This is a genomic window from Nocardia sp. XZ_19_369 (genome assembly GCF_015355715.1).
Lineage (GTDB): Bacteria > Actinomycetota > Actinomycetes > Mycobacteriales > Mycobacteriaceae > Nocardia.
The window spans coordinates 607,742-630,469 of the sequence record NZ_JACVED010000005.1 but is presented as its reverse complement, the minus strand read 5'-3'; the positions used below and the strand labels follow the sequence as shown (position 1 = coordinate 630,469).

Annotated in this window: 26 protein-coding genes; 17 read left to right on the top strand and 9 right to left on the bottom strand. The window is 66.8% G+C overall.

All coding sequences use genetic code 11. The features are described 5' to 3' along the window. Positions 1-23: 23 nt before the first annotated feature. From IBX18_RS21845 to IBX18_RS21835, 3 genes are read right to left on the bottom strand one after another with little or no spacing between them, the layout of a single operon-like run. A complete protein-coding gene (locus tag IBX18_RS21845) occupies positions 24-578 on the bottom strand; it encodes a hypothetical protein (RefSeq protein ID WP_194835390.1) in 555 nt (184 codons plus the stop codon). After that, positions 565-1,962, bottom strand: coding sequence for a hypothetical protein (locus IBX18_RS21840; protein WP_194835389.1), 1,398 nt, complete (start codon positions 1,960-1,962; stop codon positions 565-567). Before IBX18_RS21840 ends, IBX18_RS21845 begins: the two co-directional genes overlap by 14 nt. Next, complete coding sequence (locus IBX18_RS21835) at positions 1,962-2,246, bottom strand: hypothetical protein (protein ID WP_194835388.1); 285 nt, start codon at positions 2,244-2,246, stop codon at positions 1,962-1,964. The genes IBX18_RS21840 and IBX18_RS21835 overlap by 1 nt, the downstream gene beginning before the upstream one ends. 361 nt (positions 2,247-2,607) lie before the next feature. Here IBX18_RS21835 and IBX18_RS42830 point away from each other — a divergent pair, with 361 nt between their 5' ends. The 7 genes from IBX18_RS42830 to IBX18_RS21800 all read left to right on the top strand — a co-directional run bounded on the left by IBX18_RS42830 (position 2,608) and on the right by IBX18_RS21800 (position 7,314). Then, complete coding sequence (locus IBX18_RS42830) at positions 2,608-2,733, top strand: hypothetical protein (protein ID WP_255528082.1); 126 nt, start codon at positions 2,608-2,610, stop codon at positions 2,731-2,733. A gap of 542 nt (positions 2,734-3,275) precedes the next feature. Then, positions 3,276-3,776: a hypothetical protein gene (locus IBX18_RS21825; protein WP_194835387.1), complete on the top strand. Its 501-nt coding sequence runs from the start codon at positions 3,276-3,278 to the stop codon at positions 3,774-3,776. Then, positions 3,773-4,060, top strand: coding sequence for a hypothetical protein (locus IBX18_RS21820; RefSeq protein ID WP_194835386.1), 288 nt, complete (start codon positions 3,773-3,775; stop codon positions 4,058-4,060). Before IBX18_RS21825 ends, IBX18_RS21820 begins: the two co-directional genes overlap by 4 nt. A 26-nt stretch (positions 4,061-4,086) precedes the next feature. Beyond that, entirely contained in the window at positions 4,087-4,398 is a 312-nt protein-coding gene (locus IBX18_RS21815; RefSeq protein WP_194835385.1) for a hypothetical protein, read from the top strand. Then, positions 4,395-5,699: a hypothetical protein gene (locus tag IBX18_RS21810; RefSeq protein ID WP_194835384.1), complete on the top strand. Its 1,305-nt coding sequence runs from the start codon at positions 4,395-4,397 to the stop codon at positions 5,697-5,699. The genes IBX18_RS21815 and IBX18_RS21810 overlap by 4 nt, the downstream gene beginning before the upstream one ends. Further along, complete coding sequence (locus IBX18_RS21805; protein ID WP_194835383.1) at positions 5,696-6,658, top strand: hypothetical protein; 963 nt, start codon at positions 5,696-5,698, stop codon at positions 6,656-6,658. The genes IBX18_RS21810 and IBX18_RS21805 overlap by 4 nt, the downstream gene beginning before the upstream one ends. A gap of 221 nt (positions 6,659-6,879) precedes the next feature. After that, positions 6,880-7,314 carry a VOC family protein gene (locus tag IBX18_RS21800; RefSeq protein WP_194835382.1) on the top strand — a complete coding sequence of 145 codons (435 nt, stop codon included), beginning with the start codon at positions 6,880-6,882 and terminating at the stop codon, positions 7,312-7,314. 93 nt (positions 7,315-7,407) lie between these two features. On the opposite strand, the gene IBX18_RS21795 is transcribed toward IBX18_RS21800, so the two are convergent. After that, on the bottom strand, positions 7,408-8,370 hold the full coding sequence (locus tag IBX18_RS21795; protein WP_228541462.1) for a CPBP family intramembrane glutamic endopeptidase: 963 nt from the start codon (positions 8,368-8,370) through the stop codon (positions 7,408-7,410). A 133-nt stretch (positions 8,371-8,503) separates the two neighbouring features. Here IBX18_RS21795 and IBX18_RS21790 point away from each other — a divergent pair, with 133 nt between their 5' ends. Beyond that, on the top strand, positions 8,504-9,112 hold the full coding sequence (locus tag IBX18_RS21790; protein ID WP_306796349.1) for a helix-turn-helix domain-containing protein: 609 nt from the start codon (positions 8,504-8,506) through the stop codon (positions 9,110-9,112). A gap of 322 nt (positions 9,113-9,434) precedes the next feature. Beyond that, positions 9,435-9,971 (top strand): GNAT family N-acetyltransferase, encoded by a 537-nt coding sequence (locus tag IBX18_RS21785; RefSeq protein ID WP_228541461.1) that lies wholly within the window; start codon positions 9,435-9,437, stop codon positions 9,969-9,971. 332 nt (positions 9,972-10,303) lie between these two features. Here IBX18_RS21785 and IBX18_RS21780 read toward each other — a convergent pair whose 3' ends face one another. Next, a complete protein-coding gene (locus IBX18_RS21780) occupies positions 10,304-11,416 on the bottom strand; it encodes a DNA alkylation repair protein (protein WP_194835381.1) in 1,113 nt (370 codons plus the stop codon). A 224-nt stretch (positions 11,417-11,640) separates the two neighbouring features. Here IBX18_RS21780 and IBX18_RS21775 point away from each other — a divergent pair, with 224 nt between their 5' ends. Next, positions 11,641-12,042 (top strand): hypothetical protein, encoded by a 402-nt coding sequence (locus IBX18_RS21775; RefSeq protein WP_194835380.1) that lies wholly within the window; start codon positions 11,641-11,643, stop codon positions 12,040-12,042. Between the two features lie 554 nt (positions 12,043-12,596). On the opposite strand, the gene IBX18_RS21770 is transcribed toward IBX18_RS21775, so the two are convergent. Beyond that, entirely contained in the window at positions 12,597-13,355 is a 759-nt protein-coding gene (locus tag IBX18_RS21770) for a helix-turn-helix transcriptional regulator (RefSeq protein ID WP_194835379.1), read from the bottom strand. Positions 13,356-13,419: 64 nt separating this feature from the next. Here IBX18_RS21770 and IBX18_RS21765 point away from each other — a divergent pair, with 64 nt between their 5' ends. From IBX18_RS21765 to IBX18_RS42190, 5 genes are all read left to right on the top strand, one after another. Beyond that, positions 13,420-14,103: a hypothetical protein gene (locus IBX18_RS21765; RefSeq protein ID WP_194835378.1), complete on the top strand. Its 684-nt coding sequence runs from the start codon at positions 13,420-13,422 to the stop codon at positions 14,101-14,103. Next, positions 14,100-14,879, top strand: a complete 780-nt coding sequence (locus tag IBX18_RS21760) for an isocitrate lyase/phosphoenolpyruvate mutase family protein (protein WP_194835377.1) — start codon at positions 14,100-14,102, stop codon at positions 14,877-14,879. Before IBX18_RS21765 ends, IBX18_RS21760 begins: the two co-directional genes overlap by 4 nt. 91 nt (positions 14,880-14,970) lie before the next feature. Further along, on the top strand, positions 14,971-15,312 hold the full coding sequence (locus IBX18_RS21755) for a YciI family protein (protein WP_194835376.1): 342 nt from the start codon (positions 14,971-14,973) through the stop codon (positions 15,310-15,312). Beyond that, entirely contained in the window at positions 15,313-16,542 is a 1,230-nt protein-coding gene (locus tag IBX18_RS21750) for an RNA polymerase sigma factor (protein WP_194835375.1), read from the top strand. It abuts the gene before it with no gap. A gap of 134 nt (positions 16,543-16,676) precedes the next feature. Then, entirely contained in the window at positions 16,677-17,363 is a 687-nt protein-coding gene (locus IBX18_RS42190) for a Clp protease N-terminal domain-containing protein (protein ID WP_194835374.1), read from the top strand. A gap of 10 nt (positions 17,364-17,373) precedes the next feature. On the opposite strand, the gene IBX18_RS21740 is transcribed toward IBX18_RS42190, so the two are convergent. Next, positions 17,374-17,865, bottom strand: a complete 492-nt coding sequence (locus IBX18_RS21740) for a pyridoxamine 5'-phosphate oxidase family protein (RefSeq protein WP_194835373.1) — start codon at positions 17,863-17,865, stop codon at positions 17,374-17,376. A gap of 62 nt (positions 17,866-17,927) precedes the next feature. Between IBX18_RS21740 and IBX18_RS21735 the strand changes: the two genes are divergently transcribed. Both IBX18_RS21735 and IBX18_RS21730 read left to right on the top strand, forming a co-directional pair. Beyond that, a complete protein-coding gene (locus tag IBX18_RS21735) occupies positions 17,928-18,896 on the top strand; it encodes a YafY family protein (protein ID WP_194835372.1) in 969 nt (322 codons plus the stop codon). Positions 18,897-18,948: 52 nt separating this feature from the next. Beyond that, positions 18,949-19,926: a YafY family protein gene (locus IBX18_RS21730; protein WP_194835371.1), complete on the top strand. Its 978-nt coding sequence runs from the start codon at positions 18,949-18,951 to the stop codon at positions 19,924-19,926. A 42-nt stretch (positions 19,927-19,968) separates the two neighbouring features. Here IBX18_RS21730 and IBX18_RS21725 read toward each other — a convergent pair whose 3' ends face one another. Next, positions 19,969-21,069: an FAD-dependent oxidoreductase gene (locus tag IBX18_RS21725; protein ID WP_194835370.1), complete on the bottom strand. Its 1,101-nt coding sequence runs from the start codon at positions 21,067-21,069 to the stop codon at positions 19,969-19,971. Between the two features lie 191 nt (positions 21,070-21,260). Continuing rightward, entirely contained in the window at positions 21,261-22,718 is a 1,458-nt protein-coding gene (locus tag IBX18_RS21720) for a GntP family permease (RefSeq protein WP_194835369.1), read from the bottom strand. Positions 22,719-22,728 lie beyond the last annotated feature (10 nt).

The window sequence follows — 22,728 nt, the reverse complement described above, 5'->3', positions numbered from 1 at the left end:
CCGCGGGTTGGGTTGTGCCGCAACTACTTCGGGTCGGGAGTGCAGACGGTCAGGAACGACTTCCGGTTCTCGCGTTGCACGTCCGACGCGTCCAGCCAACCGCGCTCACCGAACAGGTAACTGCCGGACGGATGCTGGGCCGACTCTCCCAAGACTCGAGCGACGTCGGCCCTGGCACCGTACGCCTCCGGACCGTCAACGGAGAAGGAGAGCGAACCTGCCTTGGTCCAGTCGTAGTCTGCGGGCAGCGGTTTCTGGATTTGGAAAGGTCCGCCGGTGCCGGGCGCGGATCCTTTGTCGGTCCGCAGCAGGTCCATGCGCTCCACCGGCACCCCCGGCCGCGGTGCGGTCCACACCTGGTCCGTGCTCTCCGAGGTGCCGGAGTCGAAGATCAACGTCAAACCGGTGACGCCCTCACACGGGGTGCCCGTCCACAGTTTCAGGACACCGTCGTCGACGCGGAACCCGGCCGCAGGCGGCAGCGACGGCGCGAACTGCGCCTGGCTGTCGCACGCCCCGGTCACCGCCGCCACGAACACGGCAGCGCAGGCGACGCGCGGCCACCTAATAGCCGCCATCGGAAAGCCCCGCTTCTTCCTCGGTCTCGTTGCCGCCGGTGACTTGCTCCCATGCGTAGGAGGCGAGGAAGCCGGCATAACCTTCCTCGGCCCATTGCTGGGAGTGGCGCTCTTCGTGGTGCAAAAAGCGGTCCAGGTCGAGTTTGCCCCGGTACGGACCATTGTCGTTTTCGTACCACGCGTGGCCCGACCGCGCGACTTCTCGAAGCTGTTGCGCAGGATCTTTCGAGTCGTCGATGTTGAGCATGAACGTGTCGCCCCAGGTGGTTCCACCGTTTTGGCTGAACTGGTCCTGGACGAGGTTCCCGCCCAAACCCATCATCATGCCGTTCGGCGTGGTCACCAAACGTCCACCGTTGCCGTGCACGAATCCCACATCGTCGTTGTAGCTCCAGGAGTTGTCCCGTTGCCGCTCGGTGATTCGCCGCAGTTCCGCGGATCCGTATGGGGTCGGCGTGAAGTCGGTCGTCTCGCCTTGGGCGCCGTAGTCGGTGCCCGCGTTCAAGATGTAGGTCATCCGCACCGCCTTGGCGGCGTCGTCCCCGCTCATGTTGTTCGGCATCAGGAAGAACGACTTGAAGATCCCGTCGCCGTCCTCGTCCTCGCGGATCTCTTCCATTCGATCCAGGATCTTGAAATCCTCCGGCGTGATCTTGTGTTCGGAGACCATCTGCTTGATCGTGTCGATCGATACGCCCCGGCGCACGGCGTTCTCGAGCCACTGCCGGTAATAACCGGTCACCGGCGGACCGGTCAGCAGCCCGGCGTCGCGCAGCGCCTGCTCCATCTCGGCCACGTTGGCGTCGATCTCCCCGCCTTTCCTGGCGCCGTCGAGGGTGGTCGCGCCGTGGTCGCTGATCTTGCGGTCCTGCGCGAGTTGCAGCACCAGGGCGACGGCGGTGTCGATGTTCTTCGCCGTGGTGAGTATCGCCTTGGTTTCCTTTTCCAACTGCGCCCTGATGGTTTCGCGATGCCGCGCGCTCTCCGCGCGGTCCTCGGCCTCGAACCGCGACTTCGGCGGCGGGTCCGGGGGCTTGTTGTCCACGATCGCGCCGTCGGCGGCGATGCCGAATTGGTAAGTGTCGGCGAGGGCGTCGTTATTGGCGACCCGGGTTTTCAGGGCGGACACGTCGTCCGACGCGTTCTGCATGGCACGGTCGACCGCGGATAGTTCCGCGATCAGGATTTCGGCGTTGTTGCGCGTAGTGCCCAGCGAACCGCGGGCGCGCTCGCTCGCGGGGCCGTGCCACTGCGGCAATCTCCTGGCGTCGTCGAGCTCGTCCTGCAGCCCGATGAGTTTGTCCCGCCGCCCACGCAGGTTGGTGGCCGACGTATCGAGCGCCTGCGAGTCCCATTTGCGGACGTCGTGATAGCCGACGGCCATTACCCGAAAGCCCTTTCCGCCTCGACCTCGTTCTCGGCGTACAACTTCGCGGCCGCGGTCACCAAATCGCCCCAGCCGCCGATCTCCTCTGCCCAGCCCTTCGCGCGGTCATTGAACGTCGTCACCAACGTCGGCGCCTTCTTCGCCGCCTCCCCACCAGGCAATGCCGCCGCGAGCCCGGCCAAGCCGCTACCCGGGTCCACCGCCCTGGCCTGGGTCGCGGCGGATCCCGCCGCTTTGGCCGCCTCTTTCAACTGACTGATCTCAACCTCGAACCCGCTCACAGTTCGTGACCTCTATCCCTGAATCCGATTGCTCTGAGGATCTTGCGCATCGCGTGGGCCGGCATCGTGTCACCGGCGTCGCGGTAAGCCGAAGGTTGCCGGGAATGGCAGTCTGCGCCGTCTACTGCGGCTGCTGAGGTTGTCATCGGCGATCGAATTCGCGAACAACCTCGGAACCGAGGAGGTCAGGCTGCACAGCTTCGTCGTCTGCCCGAAGTGTTTCTTCTGGCATCGAATATTCCCCCCTGGCGCACCATCAATTGACTGGGGCAGTGCGTGGCACCGATGCTATCGGTCATCGAGATCCACATCTTGCCCCTGGTTTCGGGGGCTAGATGAATTGCCGACGTGGCGAGATCACTTGCGCCGCATCGCCGACAGCGGCTACTCGACGCTGCTGGTGCCCGACTTCTCGCTGATGCAACCGGCGCCCGCTGCCATGCCGGCCACCGTCGCGGGAATGACCGACATGCGCGTGGGCACATGAGTGTACGCATCTGCGTCCGACCGCCTTGGTTGACGGCGTGGGAAGCGCACTCGCTGTCGTCGTTGACCGACGGCTGGTTCGAGATGGGCATCGGCACCGGGAGGCCCGGGATACGAGCAACCGAACGGATCTCGACGAGACCGAGCCTCAGCGCGCCGGAACCAATCAACCCCGGCCAGAATCGGTATCGATCGGGACGGATGAAGGGAGCCAATTGCGCACCGAGGGTGTCGACCAAACCGCATCCTATGACCGATGTCCCCGATTCTGTGGCTTAGACGACGGTCGCGCGGTCGCGATGGTGCGGAGCGATATGGCTCTCTGAGTGCAGATCTCGGAAATTTCCGAACATTAGCTACCGACTCCGAGTTCTGGTCAGGCGACCGGCTTACCGGGCGATTCGATATCGTGCACAGGGTTAGCCTGCAGTGCTGCGCGTAGACGGTTGCGGACAACCTCATCAAAAAGTGGAACCGCCGGAGAAGCTGGTACGTCAGAGTAGCCAAGACCAACTTGCTCAACGGGGACCACTGAGGAGTTCGATGTCAGACACAGCGCCGTCAGCGGTTTCGCCGAACACCTTCAACCTGGTGCCGGACCACGTCAGCGACACCGACCGCTACGTGCAGACCACCGCCCACGCCGAATGGGTCGCCACCGCCGTCTACTACGACACCGCCGCCGAGCTGACGGCGGGCGCGTCGGCCTGGTGGGCGGCGATCGACGCACGCTGGCCGGAGCTCGAAGAAGCCACCGACATGGCGTGCAGCTACGAGGATGCCCTCGCAGGGGTGCAGTCCTACGACCGGCGCGCGACCGAGATCTTCAGATGGTCGAGGCCCGGTGGTGCGCACCCAACCAGCCCTACAGCGACAAAGGGTTCATGCCACCAGCACCAAGCCGGACGGATCGACCGAACCCTGGTGAAAGGCTCCGATGTCCAAATACACATCGATGGCAAAACTGGCCGAGACAACCGCCTATACGGAAGCGCCGACGAGAAAGGGTACGCATCGCGGTGGACGCGCCCAATCTCGCCGTGACAGCGGACATGATGAGCCGGGCCACAGACGCCCTGAGCACCGGTCCACTCGACCTCGTGAGCGGGCTGACGCCCGCCATGGCCGAATGGCCCGGCAGATCGACCGAAACGTTCGACGACACATGGTCTGCGATCGCCGAGGACGCCCGCGTCTCGCGACGCCGAATCGGCATTCTCGCGGAATGGCCCGAGCACTACGCCACCGAAAACAACCCGCTGGCCGAACAGATCTGGGGCCGTAGGCCTGTTCCAGCCCATCACGAAAGCGCGTACATAGCGCCATGAGCACACCTCGAGGGGAGGCGACACATATGCACCTTGATCCGGCCGCCGTGGCGGCCTACAACGCCACGATGCAGCGAGTAGCCGCTGATCTGGTCAACGCGGCGAAGCGGGCGGCGGGGGCGCCCATCACCGCACAACTGGCTGCGGACTTGGGCCCTGTAGGGGCTCGGTTCGCTTCGGAATTCGGCATTCTGATCGAGTCCCACGCGGCCGCGCTCGCGGCCGGTGCGCACCTGGTCGGCGAGTACGGCAAGGTAATGGCCTCGTTTACCGGCGTCGCTGTCGAGGTCGACTCACACAACGCCGACGTGATCACGCAGGTGGGAGATCGGCTATGAAACCCGACCGAGACGACCACACTCCAGAGGTTCCGGCCGGGGAGGATCCTCCGATCGTGGCGGCGCTGGTCGCGCCGTTGCGGGCATTGCGCGCGGCACTCGGTACCGGTGACCCGACACCCAACCCGGCGTTGATGAGCGTTCTGCAGAACGCTACGGCGGACGCCGCCGACACCGACGGTGAACATGCCCACGGTCTGTACACCCTGGAATCGAGCCTTCAGACCAGCGCGGATGCAATCCCGACGATGCGCACGACTCGGTCCGAAATCAGCGCCATAGTCGATCAGGCGCCGCAGTATCTAGCGGTGCTGCGCGACGCGTACATCTCCAACGCCGAAGCCGCGCAACGCGTCGACGCGGTCATTGCCCGGTTCCGGCGTGATTCGCGCGAAGTCGTGGACACCGCTACGACGGAGAGCGACGCCGATCGTGTGATCGCCTTGGCGTCCACTGCTTTTCGTGATGCTCTGTCCGAGGTGACCGGGGCGCAAGAGCAGATGGACCAGTACCAATCGAAGTTGCATGGGTTGCAGCCGGTACCGCTGAGCACCCCGCCCGGTTTCACACCGACACCTGGCGTGCTGGTGGTTCCGACTCGGAACGGCGTGGACGAGTTCGGCTACGGCCAGGGCGGAAGTACCCCGAATGGCCAAGGGCCCAGCGATTTCGGCGTGAACGGCTCCCCCCAGCTGCCTGTTCAGGTGCCGGGCCAGCCGGTCGACCCTGCTATTCAGCGTGCCGCGATCGAGGCCCAGATCCAGGGGCAGCTGATCGCAGCCGGTGTGCAGCTCGCGACGGCCGTGATTGATGCCGGTGTCGAGATAGGCGTGAAGGCCATTGATCGATTGGCCGACGTGGGCGGCAAAGCTCTCGAGGTCGTCGCCGCAGGCGCGAGCGAGGCGATCAAGGAGGGACTACGTCCCGGCGGCGGCACTCCCGTCCAACCCGGCAGCATGCCGCCCGCCGCTCCGGCAGCGCCGAACGGACAGTTCGATTTCGGTGGGCCGCCCGACAAGCCCGTCGTGCCGCCACCGGCCGCCCTGAACGCCGGGCCTGGCACTTCGACACCGGAGCCGAAACCTGGACCGCCCCCCGACGATAACGGCGAAGCAGCGGAACCACCGTCCTCGCCTGCGCCGCCCACGCCACCGCCCACACCACCACTGGCGACCGCTCCGGTAGTCCCGCCGGCCTCGCCTCCTCCGCCGGGTAGTCCCAAACGCGGGCAGCTGGGGGTGACCGAAACAGCAGCGACGGAGGCTCCAGCTGGCGCGCCCGTCGTAGAGCCACCGTCATGAGCGGTAGCGACGGCGAGGAAAACAACGCCACCAGCCCTTTTCAGCTCGGTCTGCCGACTGTCGTCGAACCGAGCGCCGAGGAACTCACCGAGTCCCAGGCGACAGCCGAGGTGCTACAGCCCTACGACGACAACGACGATCACCTCGACGGCACATACCCATTACCGGACGCGGACGCGGCGCAGTCTGGGCAGTGGCAGGACTGGATAGAAAACACGCACCCAGGCGACCGTCACGGAGCCGCCAACACCTGGGATGACCCCGATCTCGACAATAGGGACGACACAGACGACGAGAATGCCAGGTACACAATCCTTTACGACAAGGACATCCCGCCGCACCTGATCGATCGGTCCGGCAGGCGGTCAGCGAGGTTACTTCAGCGCCCACGCACCCCTACGGACCCGGAACCGTCGAGAGGCAAAGGCCCACTGTTAGCGTTGATCGTGATCGGGCTGGTACTAGCTGGGGCCTCGATCGCGATCGCCATCACGGCGACCTCGAAGACCACCACTCCGCAGCCCACCGACGCTGTAGCCGGTGGCGTGACCGCGAGTACAGCCGAGCCCACGGTGCACAACCAGACGGCACCGGGTTGTACTCAGGAGAGCGCACCAGATCAGGTATCGGGCACGGGGCCCGGCGGCACCGCCAACGGGCCCGAGGCCATCCTCGCTTTCGAGCACGCCTACTACGTGCAGCGTTCTGGGGCGCAAGCCCGGTCGGTCGTGGCCGAGGATGCGTCCGCTGTTCCGAGTGCCGCCGAGATCCAGCTCGGCATCAACGCCACCGCCCCCGGTACCAGCTACTGCGCGGAGATCTCGCGCTTGACCGACGGGCGTTGGCTCCTCACCCTCACCGAGCAGGAGCCGGGCCGGAGCCCGGCGATGTTCAGCCAGGTGGTGACCACGGTCGAGCGCAATGGGCGGACCTTGATCAGCGCCATCGCACCCGCGTAAAGGCAAACATCCGTTCGATCGGTCGGCGAGGTGGCGGCCAGGGCCGACGAGAGCTGAGGGCTGTCGCGAATTTGCCTGAATCCGACTTTCGACGCGTCGCGATGATCATGTCCGAGAAATCTCGAGTTTCATGCGTCGAGGATGTCGAGAACGCTCGGGCGGCTCCGTCCCGGAAGTAAGAGCAGCCGAACGGGCCGCGCAACGAACCTGAGGAGAACATCATGGCGATCCGTCGAATGGATCACGTCGGCATTGTGGTCGAGGATCTCGCGGCAGCTGTCGCGTTCTTCATCGAACTGGGCTTGGAGCTGGAGGGCGAGGCCTCAGTCGGTGGCCAATGGGCCGACGATCTCCTCGGACTGGACGGCGTCCAAGCAGACATGGCCGTCGTTCGGACGCCGGATGGCCATGGCCGGGTGGAGCTTTCGACATTCCGCTCGCCGGCGACCAACCCCGCGCCGAAGGCACCGGTGAACACCCTGGGCATCCCCCGTCTGACGTTCGTCACCGACGACATCGACGACGTCATCGACCGCCTGCGCGCCCACGGTGGCGAACTCGTCGGCACGGTCGCCCGATACGAGGACATGCTCCGCTACGGATATGTCCGCGGTCCCGAGGGCATCATCATCGGGTTGGTCGAGGAGCTCCACTGACGACGCTCGTCGCCGCAAGACCCCGATGCGATGGCCTGGGTCTGGGACCCCAACCCCACCCGAGGCACAGCGTCGGAGCATTGGGGCGCGGTGTCAGTGCGCTGTGGCGGGCGGGGTGAGCGCGGGGCCGGCCTTGCGGGTGCACCACCAGATGATCGCGGTGATGACGGTGACGCCGAGGGTTGGGATGAGCTGGGTGGCGGAGCCGACGCCGGCGGAGCGGTCGGCGAGCGCGGCGCCGAAGTCGATACGCATCAGCGGGGCGCCGAGGAAAGCGACCGTATTGAGGACGGCGTGCAGGACGACCGCGATCTCCAGGCCGCCGGTACGCCAGGTGATGATCGCCAGGCACGTCCACAGCACGAAGTACCAGATGTTGATGTATGTGTCGGTGGACCCGTGCGCGGCGGTGAACAGGGTGCTCGAGACAAGCACTCCGGCGATCAGCCCGGCCCGACGGCTGCGAGTCCAGCTGCCGACGACCCGGAACAGGAGCCCGCGCACGCCGTACTCCTCCCCCGTTGTCTGCAGGGGGGTGAGGAGGAGGGTGCCGACGAAGATGCCGATGAGGTCCATGCGCGACCAAGGCGCCTCGGTGCTCGGGGCGAAGAATCCGATCACATTGACCAGTACCCAGGCAGGGCCGAACACGAGAAGCGCCTTGCCGAACAGATCGAACCGGAACCGTGCGGTCACCGAGTGCAGCGAGGCGCCGGGGACACCGTAGAGCCAGCGTTGGATGAGCATGCTCCACGGGATGAGCAGCCCGAGGGCGAGCAAGGAACCGGCGTGGTAGAGGGGGGTGTAGTCCGTGCCGCCGAGGATGGGCGGCGTGTTTCCCATCTGCACGTCGATGAGTCCGAGCGCCCTGCCGATGCCGGTGGGAAAGAGGATGAACCCGGCTATCAGGAGCCCGATCGCGAGAATGCCGCGACCGATGCGGCGCTTGGGTCCGGCGAGGACGCGGTGGTACTCCACCCCGCCGGGAACGGATTCCGGGTGGCGCGGTTCGCCGGAATCGAGGAGCCACCCCGGGGTGGGCATCGTCGCTGTCATGGATCTTCTCCTTGCGTGGGCAGCTGCCGGCCGTGTCGAGCAGAGGTGTGTGACGCAGGCGAAGTGGACTGCCGACGCACTAACACACTGTGCTAGTACGCACGCTAGCACAGCGTGCTAGTAAGCTGAGGACGTGGACGGCGAAGCGGTGACAGTGGGATCGCGGGAGAAGGTTCTCCGAGCGGCGGCCGAGATGATCGCCGAGGACGTGGCGGCGACGCTGAGCGTCCGGGCGGTCGCGGCGCGCGCCGGTGTGAGCACGGGTTCACTGCGGTTCCATTTCCCCACCCAGCGCGCACTGCAGGACGCCGTGCTGACGCGCGTCTACGAGCACGTGTTCCCCGGCGACTCGATCCGGGATCGGTCACTGCCCGCCCGGGACCGGTTGGTGAACTGCCTGCGACAGGTACTCGCGCCCGCCGGTGTCGGTGCGGAGGCACGCCGAGCCTGGAGCGCGGCTTATGAGGCGTTCATCGCACCCGACCCGACGGAAGAAATCCGCACCGCGTACCTCGCCTACGAACGGGCGTCGGCGGCCCGTGTCGAGTACTGGCTCGGTGTGCTCGCCGACGAAGGGGTGCTTTCTGCCGAGCATCGCCCCCGCCAGGTGAGATTCTTACTCACCGTCCTCAACGGGCTCTCCATCGAGCGCGCGCTCCCGGCCGGCGAATCCATCCTCAGAACCGAAACCGAGACCCTCTACACAGCCGTCGACTGCGTTCTCGGGACGAGCGCCACATGACCCCGACCCGCTACCGCGATTCGGCTGCCCCGGCCATCCAGTCGGCGGAGTTATTCGGTCAACTGGCGGTTTCGCGGGTCGTCGCCGCGTTCTAGGTTCGACCCGTAGCAAAGACCGACTCGGGCCCTGCGCATCACCCCAACAGGCATATCGAACCAGAGGTCAACGTCGCGCTGAAGCGACTGCTGCCGGCCCGAACCATGGACACGCTGCTGACCAGAACCATGGGCCTGCCACAGGGTTGACTACAAGCCACAGCCGCCATGTGATCATGGGCGCGGGAGCGGACGCGAGAAACGTCACGATGCGAGAAGGAGTAGCGATGGTGTCCATCGAGATGGTGCCGACGGAGGCGGCTGGCGATACCGCGCTGCTCGCGGAGCTTACCGACCTGGTGAATCGGGTGTACGAGGTCGCCGAAGCGGGTATGTGGCGTGACGGTGCCAGCCGCACAACGACATCCGAGCTGGCCGGGTTGATCACCGACGGTCATCTCGCCGTGTCGCGCGATGACGATAGCCGAATCGTTGGCGCCGTCCGCATTCAGCAATTGGCCGATGGCATAGGCGAATTCGGCATGCTGGTGTGCGCGCCCGAACAGCGCGGCACCGGAATCGGCAGTGCCCTGGTCGATTTCGCCGAGCGCCACTGTGTCGATCAGGGCGCACGGACGGTGCAGCTGGAGCTACTGGTGCCCCGCAGCTGGGCGCATCCGGTGAAGGAGTTCTTGCGCGGCTGGTATCTGCGGCTCGGGTACGCCCTCGAACGTAAGGGTGAGCTGGAGGAGAGCTACCCGCACCTGGTGCCGCTGCTCGCCACCCCGTGCGATTTCCTCATCTTCCACAAGCCGATGCGCTGACTCGCTCGCCGCATTGCCCATCCGCACCACTGTCGGCAGCAATCCAATTGATGTCAGAACATCTTGCCCCCTCTGCTGACAGTGGTTGAGGCGAGTGAGCTCTCATGGATCAAAATCCTCTGACGATAACCACCCGCGTGGGACGCCGGTGCGCATTGCTGGGAGCTGCTGCGGGTCACTGCACGCAGCGACGCGCAGTTCTGCTCGAAGGCGTGCGCCGCGGGAGAGCGCCGATGGTGGCGCGTCAGTGGCGGAGGCGGCCCTTCTTTGGGCCGCCGAGACCGGGGTGCGAGTGGTCGCATGGGTCCGTCCCCGGCCGCTGGGCGTTCGGTTCAGCAGGCGGAGACTGGGCCTTCCGATGTTTCGGCGGCGGTGATGTGGACCTCGGTTGCGCCGAGGACGCGTCCGTTGGCCTGGACTTCGATGCGGTGCGGGCCGGGGTGGATCGTGCGGACCGAGAGGCTCTGGAACCGGTGTCGGCGTGAGAAGTGGACCGCCTGGCCCGCGGGGAGGTCCCGGGCGGTCAGCTTGAACACCTTGCCCGCTTTGGGGCCGCGAACCCCTTGGTAGTGGACTATGTAGTCGATCGCCGCTCTCGTCGCTTCGGTGGTGTGCAGCGTGAAGGTGACGGTGGTCGTCTCCCCGATGGAGATGGTGGAAGGCGAGCAGTCGAGGTCGGTGATCTCGATCGGTGCATGGTGATCGAACCCGAGAATCGCGAGAGCCTCCGGGTGTCCTCGCTTGACGAGTGTCCGCAGGCCGTGGCGTACGACGAAATCGTCCTGCGTGCTGCCGCGGAGCCATCGCCGGGCTGTGACGAGGGCGAGGTCGGGGTGGTCTTTGCTGATGTCGTTGAGGTGGTTCGCCACGGAACGGCGCACGTAGACGGACTCGTCGTTGACGAGAGGCTCCAGGAGCGCCAGCGCGGGAGCGGGGTCGGCGACGAACCGCGAGAGCTGTGACGCCCAGGGCAGCCGCGGGCGCGTGCCCTCCGAGACGAGCCGCCGAACGTGTTCGTCCGGGTTGGTGGTCCACGCCCTGAGCTGGTCCATCGTGGCCTGGTAGTGGGCTTCGACGAACGGGCGGATAGCGAATTCTGCGGTGTAGCGGGAAGTGAGCGCGGCCAGCAGCGGCAGCGCGATATCGGGCCGGTCCAGCAGCGCCGAGGCGACGTAGGCGTTGACGGGCATCGAAGCCCATCCCATGAGGCCCCCGCCGCCGAGGGCGCCACGGATCACCCGGTCGGCTTCCTTGGGGGCCGTCGGCATCGTCGCCGCGAGGGCGCGGGCGATCCAGTCGATACGGGCCTTCAACTTCAGGTCACCGATACCGGTGCACGCGAGCTGCTCGAACGCCGTCCGGTCGAACGAGGCCGAGGCACTCGCGAGGTCACCTGCGAGACGCTCGATGAGTTCCGGCGACAGTTCATCTTTGAAATCGGCCATCTCAACGCTCGCCCACGGTCACGTCGAGGCCCCCGACCGCTCGCCGCGTACAGCTCTCGCCCGGCGGGAGGAGGGCCTCGATGCGCTCCCGATGTTCGTTCGGGAGCGGTGTGAATCTCGACCTGGGCGTCATTTTTGCGAGTTTGCCACCGACCACTGACACACGGCCGGTACCTCAGGAGCTTTGTGCTGTGATGTCACCCGCTCCGCGTAGCCTGCCGGGCATGAAAAATACCGATGCATCAGACCTGGAGGCCGAGGTCGTCTCTGTGAACCAGTTGCTGGCGACGTGGTTCGGAACCGACGCGGACCCGGGGATCCTCGATCGCGTCGCCGCGACCCAGGCCGAGACGTTCTCGATGCTGAGTATTGACGGCGTCCGAGTCAGCCGATCCGAGCTGCTGGCCGAACTGCGGCGGAAAGGCAATTCCCAGCCCGGCCTCGAGATCGAGATCTCCGACTTCGAGGTGCTGCTCGCCGAGGGCGACATCAGGGTTATCCGCTGTCTGGAGCGTCATCTCCTCAACGGGAAGCGCAGCGATCGCTGGACGACCGCGGTACTGACCGTCCAGCCGACAACGCCTCGATTCCGCTGGCAGGTACTGCACGAGTCCGCGGCTGGCTGAAACAACGCTGCCGCCGCGATTCCTGGACTCGGTCGCGCCACGCGTCTCCCAGGAGCGAACCTCGAGTCCGGGGCGGAGAAACGTACATCTTCGCCCCGGGCTCTCTCAAACGGTCATCTGTGAGAATTCTGCGAGAGCGGCCGGGCACGGTTCGCCGCAGGCGGACGCCACTACTGCCCCGGATACCAGTCCATTATCCAGGGCAACCAGAGCGGCTCAGTCGATGACGTGGAGGCTGGCCAGGACCTGCGGGATCATCAGAGCCACTCCCAAGCCCTGGATGTGCGGTCGGGGTGACGGTGATGGCTAGGCAGTATTTGGTGGCGTAGTCGATGACCGCGCAGATGTAAACGTGGCCACCCTGCCAAGAATCTTGGCGCACTAGAGCTGCTATCATTAGAACATGCGTTCGAACGAATCCTTTGAGGAGCAGGTCAGGGCGCTGGAGGGTGCGGTGGCTGGGGTGCGGGGGGTGGATGTTTCGCGGGCTACCGAGGATGAGTTGGTGGAGTTGCTGGAGCGGTTGGAGTCGGGGGCTCGGATGTTGGCGGGGGTTATTTCGCGGGTGGCTTATCGGCTGCGGCAGTTGCGGGATGGGGTGTAGGGGGTTGTAGGGCGGAAGGGTCGAGGGCCAGCGAAGTTTGTAGGCCGGATTCGCCTTTCGGGGTGAGGCGGATGGCGCGGCCGGTGCCGACTCGGGTGATCCAGTGGAGTTCGTGGAGGCGGCGGCAGAGGTGGGCGCCTGCGGCGCCGCCGAGGTGGGTGCGGCGTTCGGTCCAGTCGAGGCAGGGGCGGGCGAGGGGGCGGCGGGAGGCGTGCAGGGTGGCGGGGTCGATACCCAGCGGGCCGGTCAGCCAGGTGAGGCCGGCTTCGGTGAGTGCGAAACCGTTGTCCTGGTCGAGGAAGTCCTGGGTGGTCATGGCATCGGCGATGGCGACGCCCAAGCGTCCGGCCAAGTGGTCGTAGCAGGTGCGACCGTTTGCCAAAGCTGCTGCGGCAGTGGCGGTTCGGAGGTTGGTCACCGTCGGACGAGGTGGATCCAGGTGGGTGACCATGGACTCCAGTAGCTCGGCCACCTGCGGGCCCGCCAATTGGACGTAGCGGTGCCGGCCTTGGCGGCGTTCGATGAGCAGGCCGCCCGCGAGGAGGCGATTGAGGTGCTCAGTCGCGGTGGACGCGGCCACTCCGGTGTGGCGGGCGAGCTCACCTGCGGTCCAGGCGCGGCCGTCGACCAAGGCCAGGCACATGTCCGCGCGGGTGCGGTCGGCGAGCAACGCGGCGAGACCTGCTAATTCGGCTCCTCTGGATGACACCACCCCATGATGGTGCGCGAACGTTTCGGCGGCCACCGAAATGATCCGGGGCTACGGTCACGGCATGACAGCTCCTGCGATCACCGACCCTGAGCAAGTGCGCGCCACATTGATCAACGCACCGGTACCCGCCGTGCACCGGGTGGACGCGCCGGTCGGCCTCGCCTGGCTGCGCTCCCACGTGCCGCGCTTCGCCGACGGAGCCGAGCATCAGCGATTGCGCGCACTGGTCACCGCGGAACTCGACCGGCTCTCCCCCGCGGATCTGCGCGAGCGGGCAAACACCACCGCCGGACCACTTCCCCATGTCCGCGTCTTGGCGGAAGCCCTTGGCCTGCACAACATTTCCGTGGACGCAGTAGCACTGGTCGCCGCCCACTACCAACCATACGAGCCGGACAACCCCGCGGCCGACAAAGCCGTCGCCGACTTGGTAGCGGCAATCAGCGGCGTAGCCGACGACACCACGGCGGCCCGAATCTGCCTGCTGGTGCAGGCTTGTGCCGCAACCAGCGCACTGATCGCCAACGCGCGACAGCTGACCGCCGAAGGCACCGCCGAGCAGCTCATCGAGCGGACCATGATCGAGAACCCACCGCTTCGCTCGACCAGACGGTTCGTCGGCGGAACGGTCGTCGAGCTCGACATGCGGCACCCTGGACTGGGGTTCGGGGCGGGCCCGCACGCCTGCCCCGGCCGAGCACACGCCATCGCCATCGCCGCCGGAATCATCGAGGGGTCCGCATGAACAAGACGAAGGTCTTCCACGAATTGCACCACGGCGACCGACCGCTGGTCCTGCCGAACGCCTGGGACTTCGGTTCCGCGGCAATCCTTGCGGCCGAAGGGTTCCCGGCGATCGGTACCACCAGCCTCGGCGTCGCCGTCGCGGCAGGTCTGCCGGACGGCACCGGAGTCACCGCGGAGGCGACCATGGCCTTGGCTCGGATACTCGCTCGGCTGCCGGTGCCGGTCACCGTCGATATCGAAGGTGGCTTCAGCGAAAGCCCCAGCGCTGTCGCCGAATACGTCGCGCAACTAGCGGAATTGGGTATCGCCGGAGTGAATCTGGAGGATGGCCGCACGGAAACCGCACTGGCCGAACCGGATCACCAATCCGAGGTGATCGCGACGATCAAGGCCCGCTCCCCCGAGCTGTTCGTCAACGCCCGCGTCGACACGTACTGGCTGAAACTCGACCCCGACACCACCCGCACCCGCGTCGAGCAGTACACGGCCGCGGGTGCTGACGGCATTTTCGTGCCCGGCCTCACCGACCCCGACGAAATCAGCCGAATCGTCGCCGCTTCTCCACTCCCCCTGAACATCCTCTACTCACCGACCGGCCTCTCCCTCGCCGCGCTCGCCGACCTCGGTGTCCGCCGGGTCAGCACCGGTTCGCTGCTGTACCGCACCGCATTGGCCGCCGCCGCCGACGCCGCCCGAGCGGTCCGCGACGACAACCCCACCACCACCGAAGCCCCGAGCTATGGTCGAGTCCAAGCCCTCACCGATCCCGCCTGAAAAAGTTCGCCGCAGGTGTCGATTCGCTGGGTGCCCGATCGTGTAGTCGGTGAAGCCGGCAACGGGCCGGCCTGTCCGAAGGAGCACCTCGATGACGCAGTATCTGCTGAGCATCTACCAACCCGACGGTGACGGCGTACCCGACAATATCGACGAGATCATGCGTGATGTCGACGCGGTCAACGCCGATCTGCGGTCCTCGGGCGCATGGGTCTTTGCCGCCGGTCTGCATCCACCGAGCACCGCAACCGTGGTGCGCGTCAAGGACGACGAAGCGCTGGTCACCGACGGCCCGTACGTCGAGGGCAAGGAACACATCGGCGGCTTCACCGTCATCCAGGCCGCCGATCTCGACGAAGCCCTGGAGTGGGGTCGCCGACTGGCCGCGGCGATCACGCTGCCGATCGAGGTCCGGCCACTGCACGACAGTTAGATGAACCCACCCGTGACCACCGCGGCGATCGAGCAAGTGTTCGCCGAACATTACGGCCGCGCGGTCGCGACCCTGACCCGCATCTTCGGTGACATCGGTGTCGCCGAAGACGCGGTGCAGGACGCGTTCACCGCGGCGGTGCAGCGCTGGCCGTCGGACGGGCTGCCGCCGAGCCCGCCCGGCTGGATCATCACGACCGCACGCAACCGGGCGATCGATCGGCTCCGCAGGGAAGCCGCCCGCGCGGACAAGTACGCCCAGGCCGCGTTGTTGCAGGCCGACACCGAACCGGCCGAGGAGGGTGCGGTGCGCGACGACCACCTACGGCTGATCTTTACCTGCTGCCACCCCGCGCTGGCCCGCACCGCCCAGGTGGCGCTCACCTTACGACTGCTCGGCGGGCTCACCACCGCGGAGATCGCCCGCGCCTTCCTGACCGCGGAATCGACTATGGCGCAACGACTTGTCCGCGCCAAGGGCAAGATCCGCGACGCCCGCATCCCCTACCGCGTGCCCGCCGACGCCGACCTCCCGGCCCGGCTGCACGCCGTCCTCGCGGTCATCTATCTGATCTTCACCGAGGGGCACACGGCCACCGCGGGAGACAGTCTCACCCGCGCCGAGCTCTGCACCGAAGCGATCCGCCTCGGCCGCCTGCTCGCCGAGCTCATGCCCGACGAACCGGAAACCGCCGGACTGCTCGCTCTGATGCTGTTGACCGACGCACGCCGGGCCGCCCGTACCGCCGCCGATGGATCCCTGGTTCCGTTGCCGGAGCAAGACCGCGCCAGCTGGGATCGCGAACGCATCGCAGAGGGTCACGCGATCGTGCGAGAGTGCTTGCGCCGCAACCAACCTGGGCCGTACCAGATCCAAGCGGCGATCAACGCCGTACACACCGACGCCCCGACCGCGGCCGCCACCGACTGGCCGCAGATCGTCCAGCTCTACGACCAACTGACCGTGCTGGCGCCGAGTCCGATCGTCGCGCTCAACCGGGCAGTAGCGGTCGCCGAGGTCGACGGGCCCGCAGTCGCGCTCGCCCTGCTCGACGATCTAGACCTCGCGAAGTACTACCTGTACCACGCGATTCGGGCCGACCTCCTCGAACGTCTCGGCCGCACAACCGAAGCCGTGACCGCCGTCGACGCGGCGATCGCCCGCACCGAGAATTCGGCCGAGCGAGCCTTTCTCGCCCGTCGCCGTCGATCGTTGACTCGAAGCCACTGAATGCCGATCGCCCCGATGTCGGCCATCTGCCTCGCCTTTAACCCGTCCGGCACCCGACACCGCTGATATCGACCAGCCGCTCCGGATGTTGACTACCATCGATAGCAGCGGCCAATGGCCGAAAGGGGGTCGCTATGTTCGAGAGATTCTCCGATCAGGCCCGTCGGGTGATCGTGCTGACGCAAGAAGAGGCACGAGAACACGGCCACGACTACATCGGCCCGGAGCACATGCTGCTCGCCATCCTCCGCGCCTGCGAGATCGGTTCCGCGGCCACCACCGCGCGCGCTCTGGCGGAGCTGGGCATCGAGCCCGCCGCAGCCAGGGTGCAGATCGCGCTGACGCCGGGGACGGCGGACTACAGCGTGTCCGGGAACATTCCCTTCACCAAGCAGGCCAGGAAAGCGCTGGAGAACAGCCTGCGGGAAGCGCGAGCGCTCAATCACGCGCACATCGAGGCGAGCGATCTGTTGCTCGCGTTGACCAGCACGGCCGACGACGACCCTGATACACCGATCGCCGCCGCGGTCAACGCACTGGGGCTCGGGCACGAGAAACTTCGGCGAGCCCTGGCGGCCGTCGCGACGCACCATGCTTCCGCACCGGTCAACCCGCGCTTCACCCCGCTGGTGCTGCGCGCGTTGGCCCGCGCCGACACCGAAGCCCACAAGACCAGCAACAGCAGAGCCGACACGGGCCACCTGATGCTCGGACTGCTCGCCCACGAGGACGAGGTCGTGCATCCCGCGCTGCGCGCACTCGGCATCGATCCGCAACAGCTCGCCACCGAAGTGCTCAACCGGCTGCCCCGCAAGGACTGACTCGAGCGCCTCAGCGCTTCTGCACTACCCGCTCACCTTCGCCGGGCTTCCAGATGGTGATATCCAGGTGATCCGCACCCGCTTCGACGGTCGAGGCACTGGTCAAGTCGGCGACGTAGAAGTGGTCGAAGTCCTGACCCCGAATATCGAACCCGCTCTCCTCGAACAGGTCCTGCGCGAAACGCACGTGCACCTCCTTGTCCTGCAGATCCACCACGGTGCCGAACAGCTTCGCGTCGCCGTCACTGACGTTCGTATCCATGGTGGCGGTGTGCAGACAGAAGCGCGGATCGCGGGCGAGATCGCGGAACTTGGTGGTGCCGGGCATCCCCGCGAGCACCAGCATGTCCTCGAACAGCCGCGGCTCGATCGGACTGATCCGCGGAAACCCGTCCGAACGCAGGGTGCCGAGCATGCACAGGTTGCCTGCGGCGGCATGTCGGCGGACGAAGATCTCGGCGATGCGCGGTGCTTCTGCGGTGAACTCACTCCAAGTGGCCATATCCAGGACGATACGAGCAATCCTTGACATCTCCTGTCCAGTTTTCTGGCTAATCTCGACTGATGCGAGCAAGTCGACTGGTACAGCTGCTGCTGATCCTGCAAACCCGCGGCCGAACCACGGCAGGCGAGCTCGCCAAGGAACTCGAGGTGTCGGTGCGCACCGTGTACCGAGACGTCGAGGCGCTGTCCGCCGCCGGCGTGCCGGTCTACAGCGAACCGGGCCGCGCGGGCGGCGTGCGACTGGTCGACGGCTACCGGACCCGACTGACCGGCTTGACCACCGACGAAGCCGACGCCGTGCTGCTCGCCGGATTGCCCGGTGCGGCAGCCGATCTCGGACTGGGCACCGTGCTCGCCACCGCCCAGCTCAAGGTGCTAGCCGCCCTGCCGCCCGAATTACGCGGCCGCGCAACAAGAATCGCCGAGCGGGTGCACATCGACGCGCCGGGCTGGTTCCATCGACCCGACGAGACACCGACCCTGAACACCGTCGCCGACGGACTCTGGCACGACCGCAAACTGCGGGTGCGCTACGGCCGCAAGGACAAGGTCGTCGACCGCACGCTCGACCCCCTCGGTCTGGTCATGAAGGCGGGCACCTGGTATTTGGTCGCCCGCGACGGCACGGCGATCCGCTCCTACCGGGTCAGCAGAATCCTCTCGGCCGAGCCGACCGGCGAATCCTTCGACCGGCCAGCCGATTTCGATCTGGCGAACCATTGGTCCACGGCCGCCGACGATTTCGCGCAATCGATGCTGCGGGTCCGTGCCCGCTGCCGGATCGCCGCCACGCATCTACGGATGCTGCGGTTGATGAACGAGCCGGCCGCGGTCGCCGAGGCACTGGCCACGGCGACCGACCCCGACGCGGCAGGCTGGGTCGAACTGACCCTGCCTTCGGAGTCGTACGAGGTGCTCGCCCACGGCCTACTGCCGCTCGGCGAATACGCCGAGGTGCTCGATCCGCCCGAATTGCGGGCCCGAGTAGCCGAAACGGCAGCTCGAATGCACGCGCTCTACAACGACTAGCGACCATTACTTAGGACAGTACTGTTCCTAACGATCTGCCATGCTGGATCGCATGTTGGAGACGTCGGCGCGCCTGCTCAAACTGCTCGCTCTGCTACAGACCCACCGCGACTGGACCGGCGCCGAGCTGGCCGAACGACTGCACGTCACCAGCCGTACCGTGCGCCGCGATGTCGACCGGCTCCGCGAGCTCGGCTATCCGGTGCACGCAACCCAGGGCACCGGCGGCTACCGCCTCGGTGCGGGCGCGGCCCTTCCCCCGCTACTGCTCGACGATGACGAGGCGGTCGCGGTCGCGGTCGGCCTGCGCAGCGCCTCCGACGGAACCGTGGCGGGCATCGAAGAGTCGTCGCTGCGCGCACTGACCAAACTCGAGCAGGTGCTGCCCCCGCGCTTGCGCCACCGCGTCCGTACCTTGCGCGGCGCCACCGTACGAGTCGGTACCCCTGGCGAGGCAGTCGCACCGGACACCTTGATGGCCGTCGCCGAGGCCTGCCAACGCCACGAACGCCTCCGCTTCGACTACTGCGCCCACAACGGTGCCACCACCGTCCGCACGGTGGAACCGCACACTCTGGTCCACTTCAGCCGCCACTGGTACCTGGTGGCCTGGGACGTCGACCGTGCCGACTGGCGCACCTTCCGCGCCGACCGACTCACCCCGCGGATCCCCACCGGCCCGCGCTTCACCCCGCGCGAACCGCCGGAAGGTGATGTCGCCACCTATCTTTCGCACCAACTGTCCACCCGCGCCTGGCCGTACCAGGCCACCGTCCTGCTGCACACCTCCGCCGAGGCCGCCACCCCGAACATCTGGCCGGGCATGGGCGTCCTCGAACCCATCGACGCCGGAACTTGCCAGCTCCAGGTAGGTGCCGAAACCCCCGATGCCCTCGTCTGGATGATCACCTCGGTGGACATCGACTTCACCCTGCTGTCCGGCCCGCCGGAACTGGTCACCGCCCTGCGCGCCCAAGCCACCCGTTGCCACCGCGCGCTGCGCGATTTCCCTGCGCAGGACCATGATTGAGCGCCGCCGGGGCGGGACCGAGCGGAGCCGGCGGCCCGAGCGTCAGCAGGTCCAGTCCAGCACCGGCGCAAGGGATTTGGCCTGCGCCGAGGTGGGGACCAGTCGCAGCGCCGCATTGCGAAGGGCGACGAGCGGCGGCGACGACAGCTGCGCGATCGTGCCCATGCGGCGGGAACGGGCGACGATCATCTGAGTGCGGGGCCTGCGTTCTCGGTCGTATCTCGCCAGGTCGGCGTCCTCGGTGGCTACCCGGGCGAGAATGACGGCGTCTTCGATCGCCTGGCAGGCACCCTGCCCCAGGTTGGGCGTCATCGCGTGGGCAGCGTCGCCGACGAGGGCGATGCGGTCGGCGACATAGGTTTTCAGGTCGGGAAGATCGTAGAGGTCGTGTTTGAGGACGGCGGACTCGTCGGCCGACGCGAGCAGCGACGGGATCGGCTCGTGCCAGCTACCGAAGCGGCGGCGCAACTCGGCCAGGCCGCCACCGGGCCTGCCCTCGGCCATGTTGGCGACCGCGAAGCAGTAGACACGACCATCGGAAAGCCCACCGAGGCCGAAACGTTCACCACGACCCCAGGTTTCGCCCAAACCGTTGATCGGCTCGGCGGGCGTGGTTACCAGCCGCCAGGCGGTGTAACCGCTGTAGCGCGGGGTGACGTCGCCGCAGACCGCACGTCGCACGACACTGCGAATACCGTCGGCACCGACAACCAGGTCACCTGTGGACGTACCGGCGGAGTGCACCACGGTGCCGTCGGGACGTGCCTCGGTCACCGCGACGCCCGCGCGCAGCACAGCTTCCGGGAGCGCCGCGAGCAGGATGTCCAGCAGGTCGGCGCGGTGCATCATGATCGGGCTGCCGTACCGGGCGCGAATCCCTTCGACATCCATGCGCGACAGCCACCGCCCCGAGCTGTCCCGGATGCCCGACGAGCCTTCCTCGATGGCCCGCGCACGCACCTGATCGCCGAGTCCGATCGCATCCAGCGCGCGAAGTGCGTTCGGCCACAGCGAAATTCCCGCACCGACCTCGCTGATCTCGGGAGCCCGCTCCAGCACCTCCACCGTCCAGCCGCGCCGGGTCAATGCGACGGCGGTGGTCAGACCGCCGATTCCGCCGCCGACGATGATCGCCTCAGCCATCGTGACACCTCCCTCTCGGATCGTCACGAGCGTAGGCCGCCGCCCACAGAGCGGACCCTCGGGCTCCGGCGAAACGCCGAAGCGGGGCCGGACCAGGTGGCGCCGCTCGTCGCTTCCGACGGGCGGCTGTGCCACCAGTTGTCCGGCCCCGCAGCGGAGCTCGACACCGCGGACCCGAGGGTCCGCGCAATTCAGCTGACGATCGCGAACAAGATCGCCGCGACCGCGAAACTCACCACGGACAGGATCGTTTCGAGCACGGTCCAGGTCTGCAGGGTCTGCTTGACGGTCAGGTTGAAGTACTTCGCGATGATCCAGAAGCCGCCGTCGTTGACGTGGCTGAGGATGATCGAGCCCGCGGCGATGGCCATGGCGATCAACGCGATCGACATCTGCGAGTAGTGCTGGCTCGCCACCAGCGGGGCGACGATGCCGCCCGTGGTGACGATCGCGACGGTCGCCGAGCCCTGGGCGATACGCAGCCCACAGCTGATGATGTAGGCCAGCACGATCACCGGCAGCCCGGCCGCGGACATGGTGTCCGCCAGGGCGGTGCCGATGCCGGTGGCGGAGATGACCTTTCCGAAGAAGGCGCCCGCGCCGACCACCAGCAGCAGCATGCCCACCGGCCGCAACGATTCCGCGGTCAGCTCGCTGAGCTCCTGCACCGTGGACCCGCGGCGCACGCCGAGCACATAGAACGCGATCAGCACCGCGATGAGCAGCGCCACTGCGGGCGTGCCGAAGAACGTCAGCACCTGCAGCAGCTGAGAGTCCTTGTCCAGCAGCTGGGTTCCGAAGGTGGCGCCGAGGATCAGCACCAGCGGAATGGCGATGATCGCGCCGATCAGACCGACCGAAGGCGGTGTGACCGTGACGGTCTTGGTCGCGACACCACCGGAACCGTCGGAGACGCGCTCCCCCTCGTCGGGAGCGGTCTGCTCGTCTTCCTTGCGCACCAGGAACTCGTCGGGCACCTCGACATGGATCCGCTTGCCGATGTAGCTGCCCCACACGAGACCCGCCGCCACGAATCCCGGCAGGCCGCAGACGAATCCCATCAGGATCAACCAGCCGAGGCTGACGCCGAGCAACCCGCCCAGTGCCACCGGACCCGGGTGCGGCGGCAGGAAGGCGTGCGTCATCGACAGACCCGCGAGCATCGGCATCGCGTACAGCACCAGCGACCGGCCACCGCGCTTGGCGGCCACATAGATCAGCGGCGCGAGCACGAAGATGCCGATGTCGAAGAACACCGGGATGCCGAAGATGAGCCCGAGCAGGCCCATGGCGAACGGAGCGCCCTTCTCGCCGAACAGGTTCAGCAGCTTGCCGGTCAAAACGTCGGCGCCGCCGGAGCGTTCGAGTATCGCGCCGAGCACGGTGCCGAGCCCGATGATCACCGCGATGTGCCCGAGGATGCCACCGAAGCCGGTCTCCAGCAGGGAATCACCGGCCTTGATCGCGGTGCCGACGATCTTCGACACCGGCAGCCCGGCGGCAAGGGCGAGCCCCAGTCCGGTGAGCAGCAGCGCGATGAACGGCTCCAGCTTGACCTTGATGATGGCGAACAGCAACACGGCGATCGCCAACCCGCAGAGCACAAGCAGCCCCGGGGTTGTGGTGCGCAGCCAATCAACGGCGCCCATGGTGGACCTC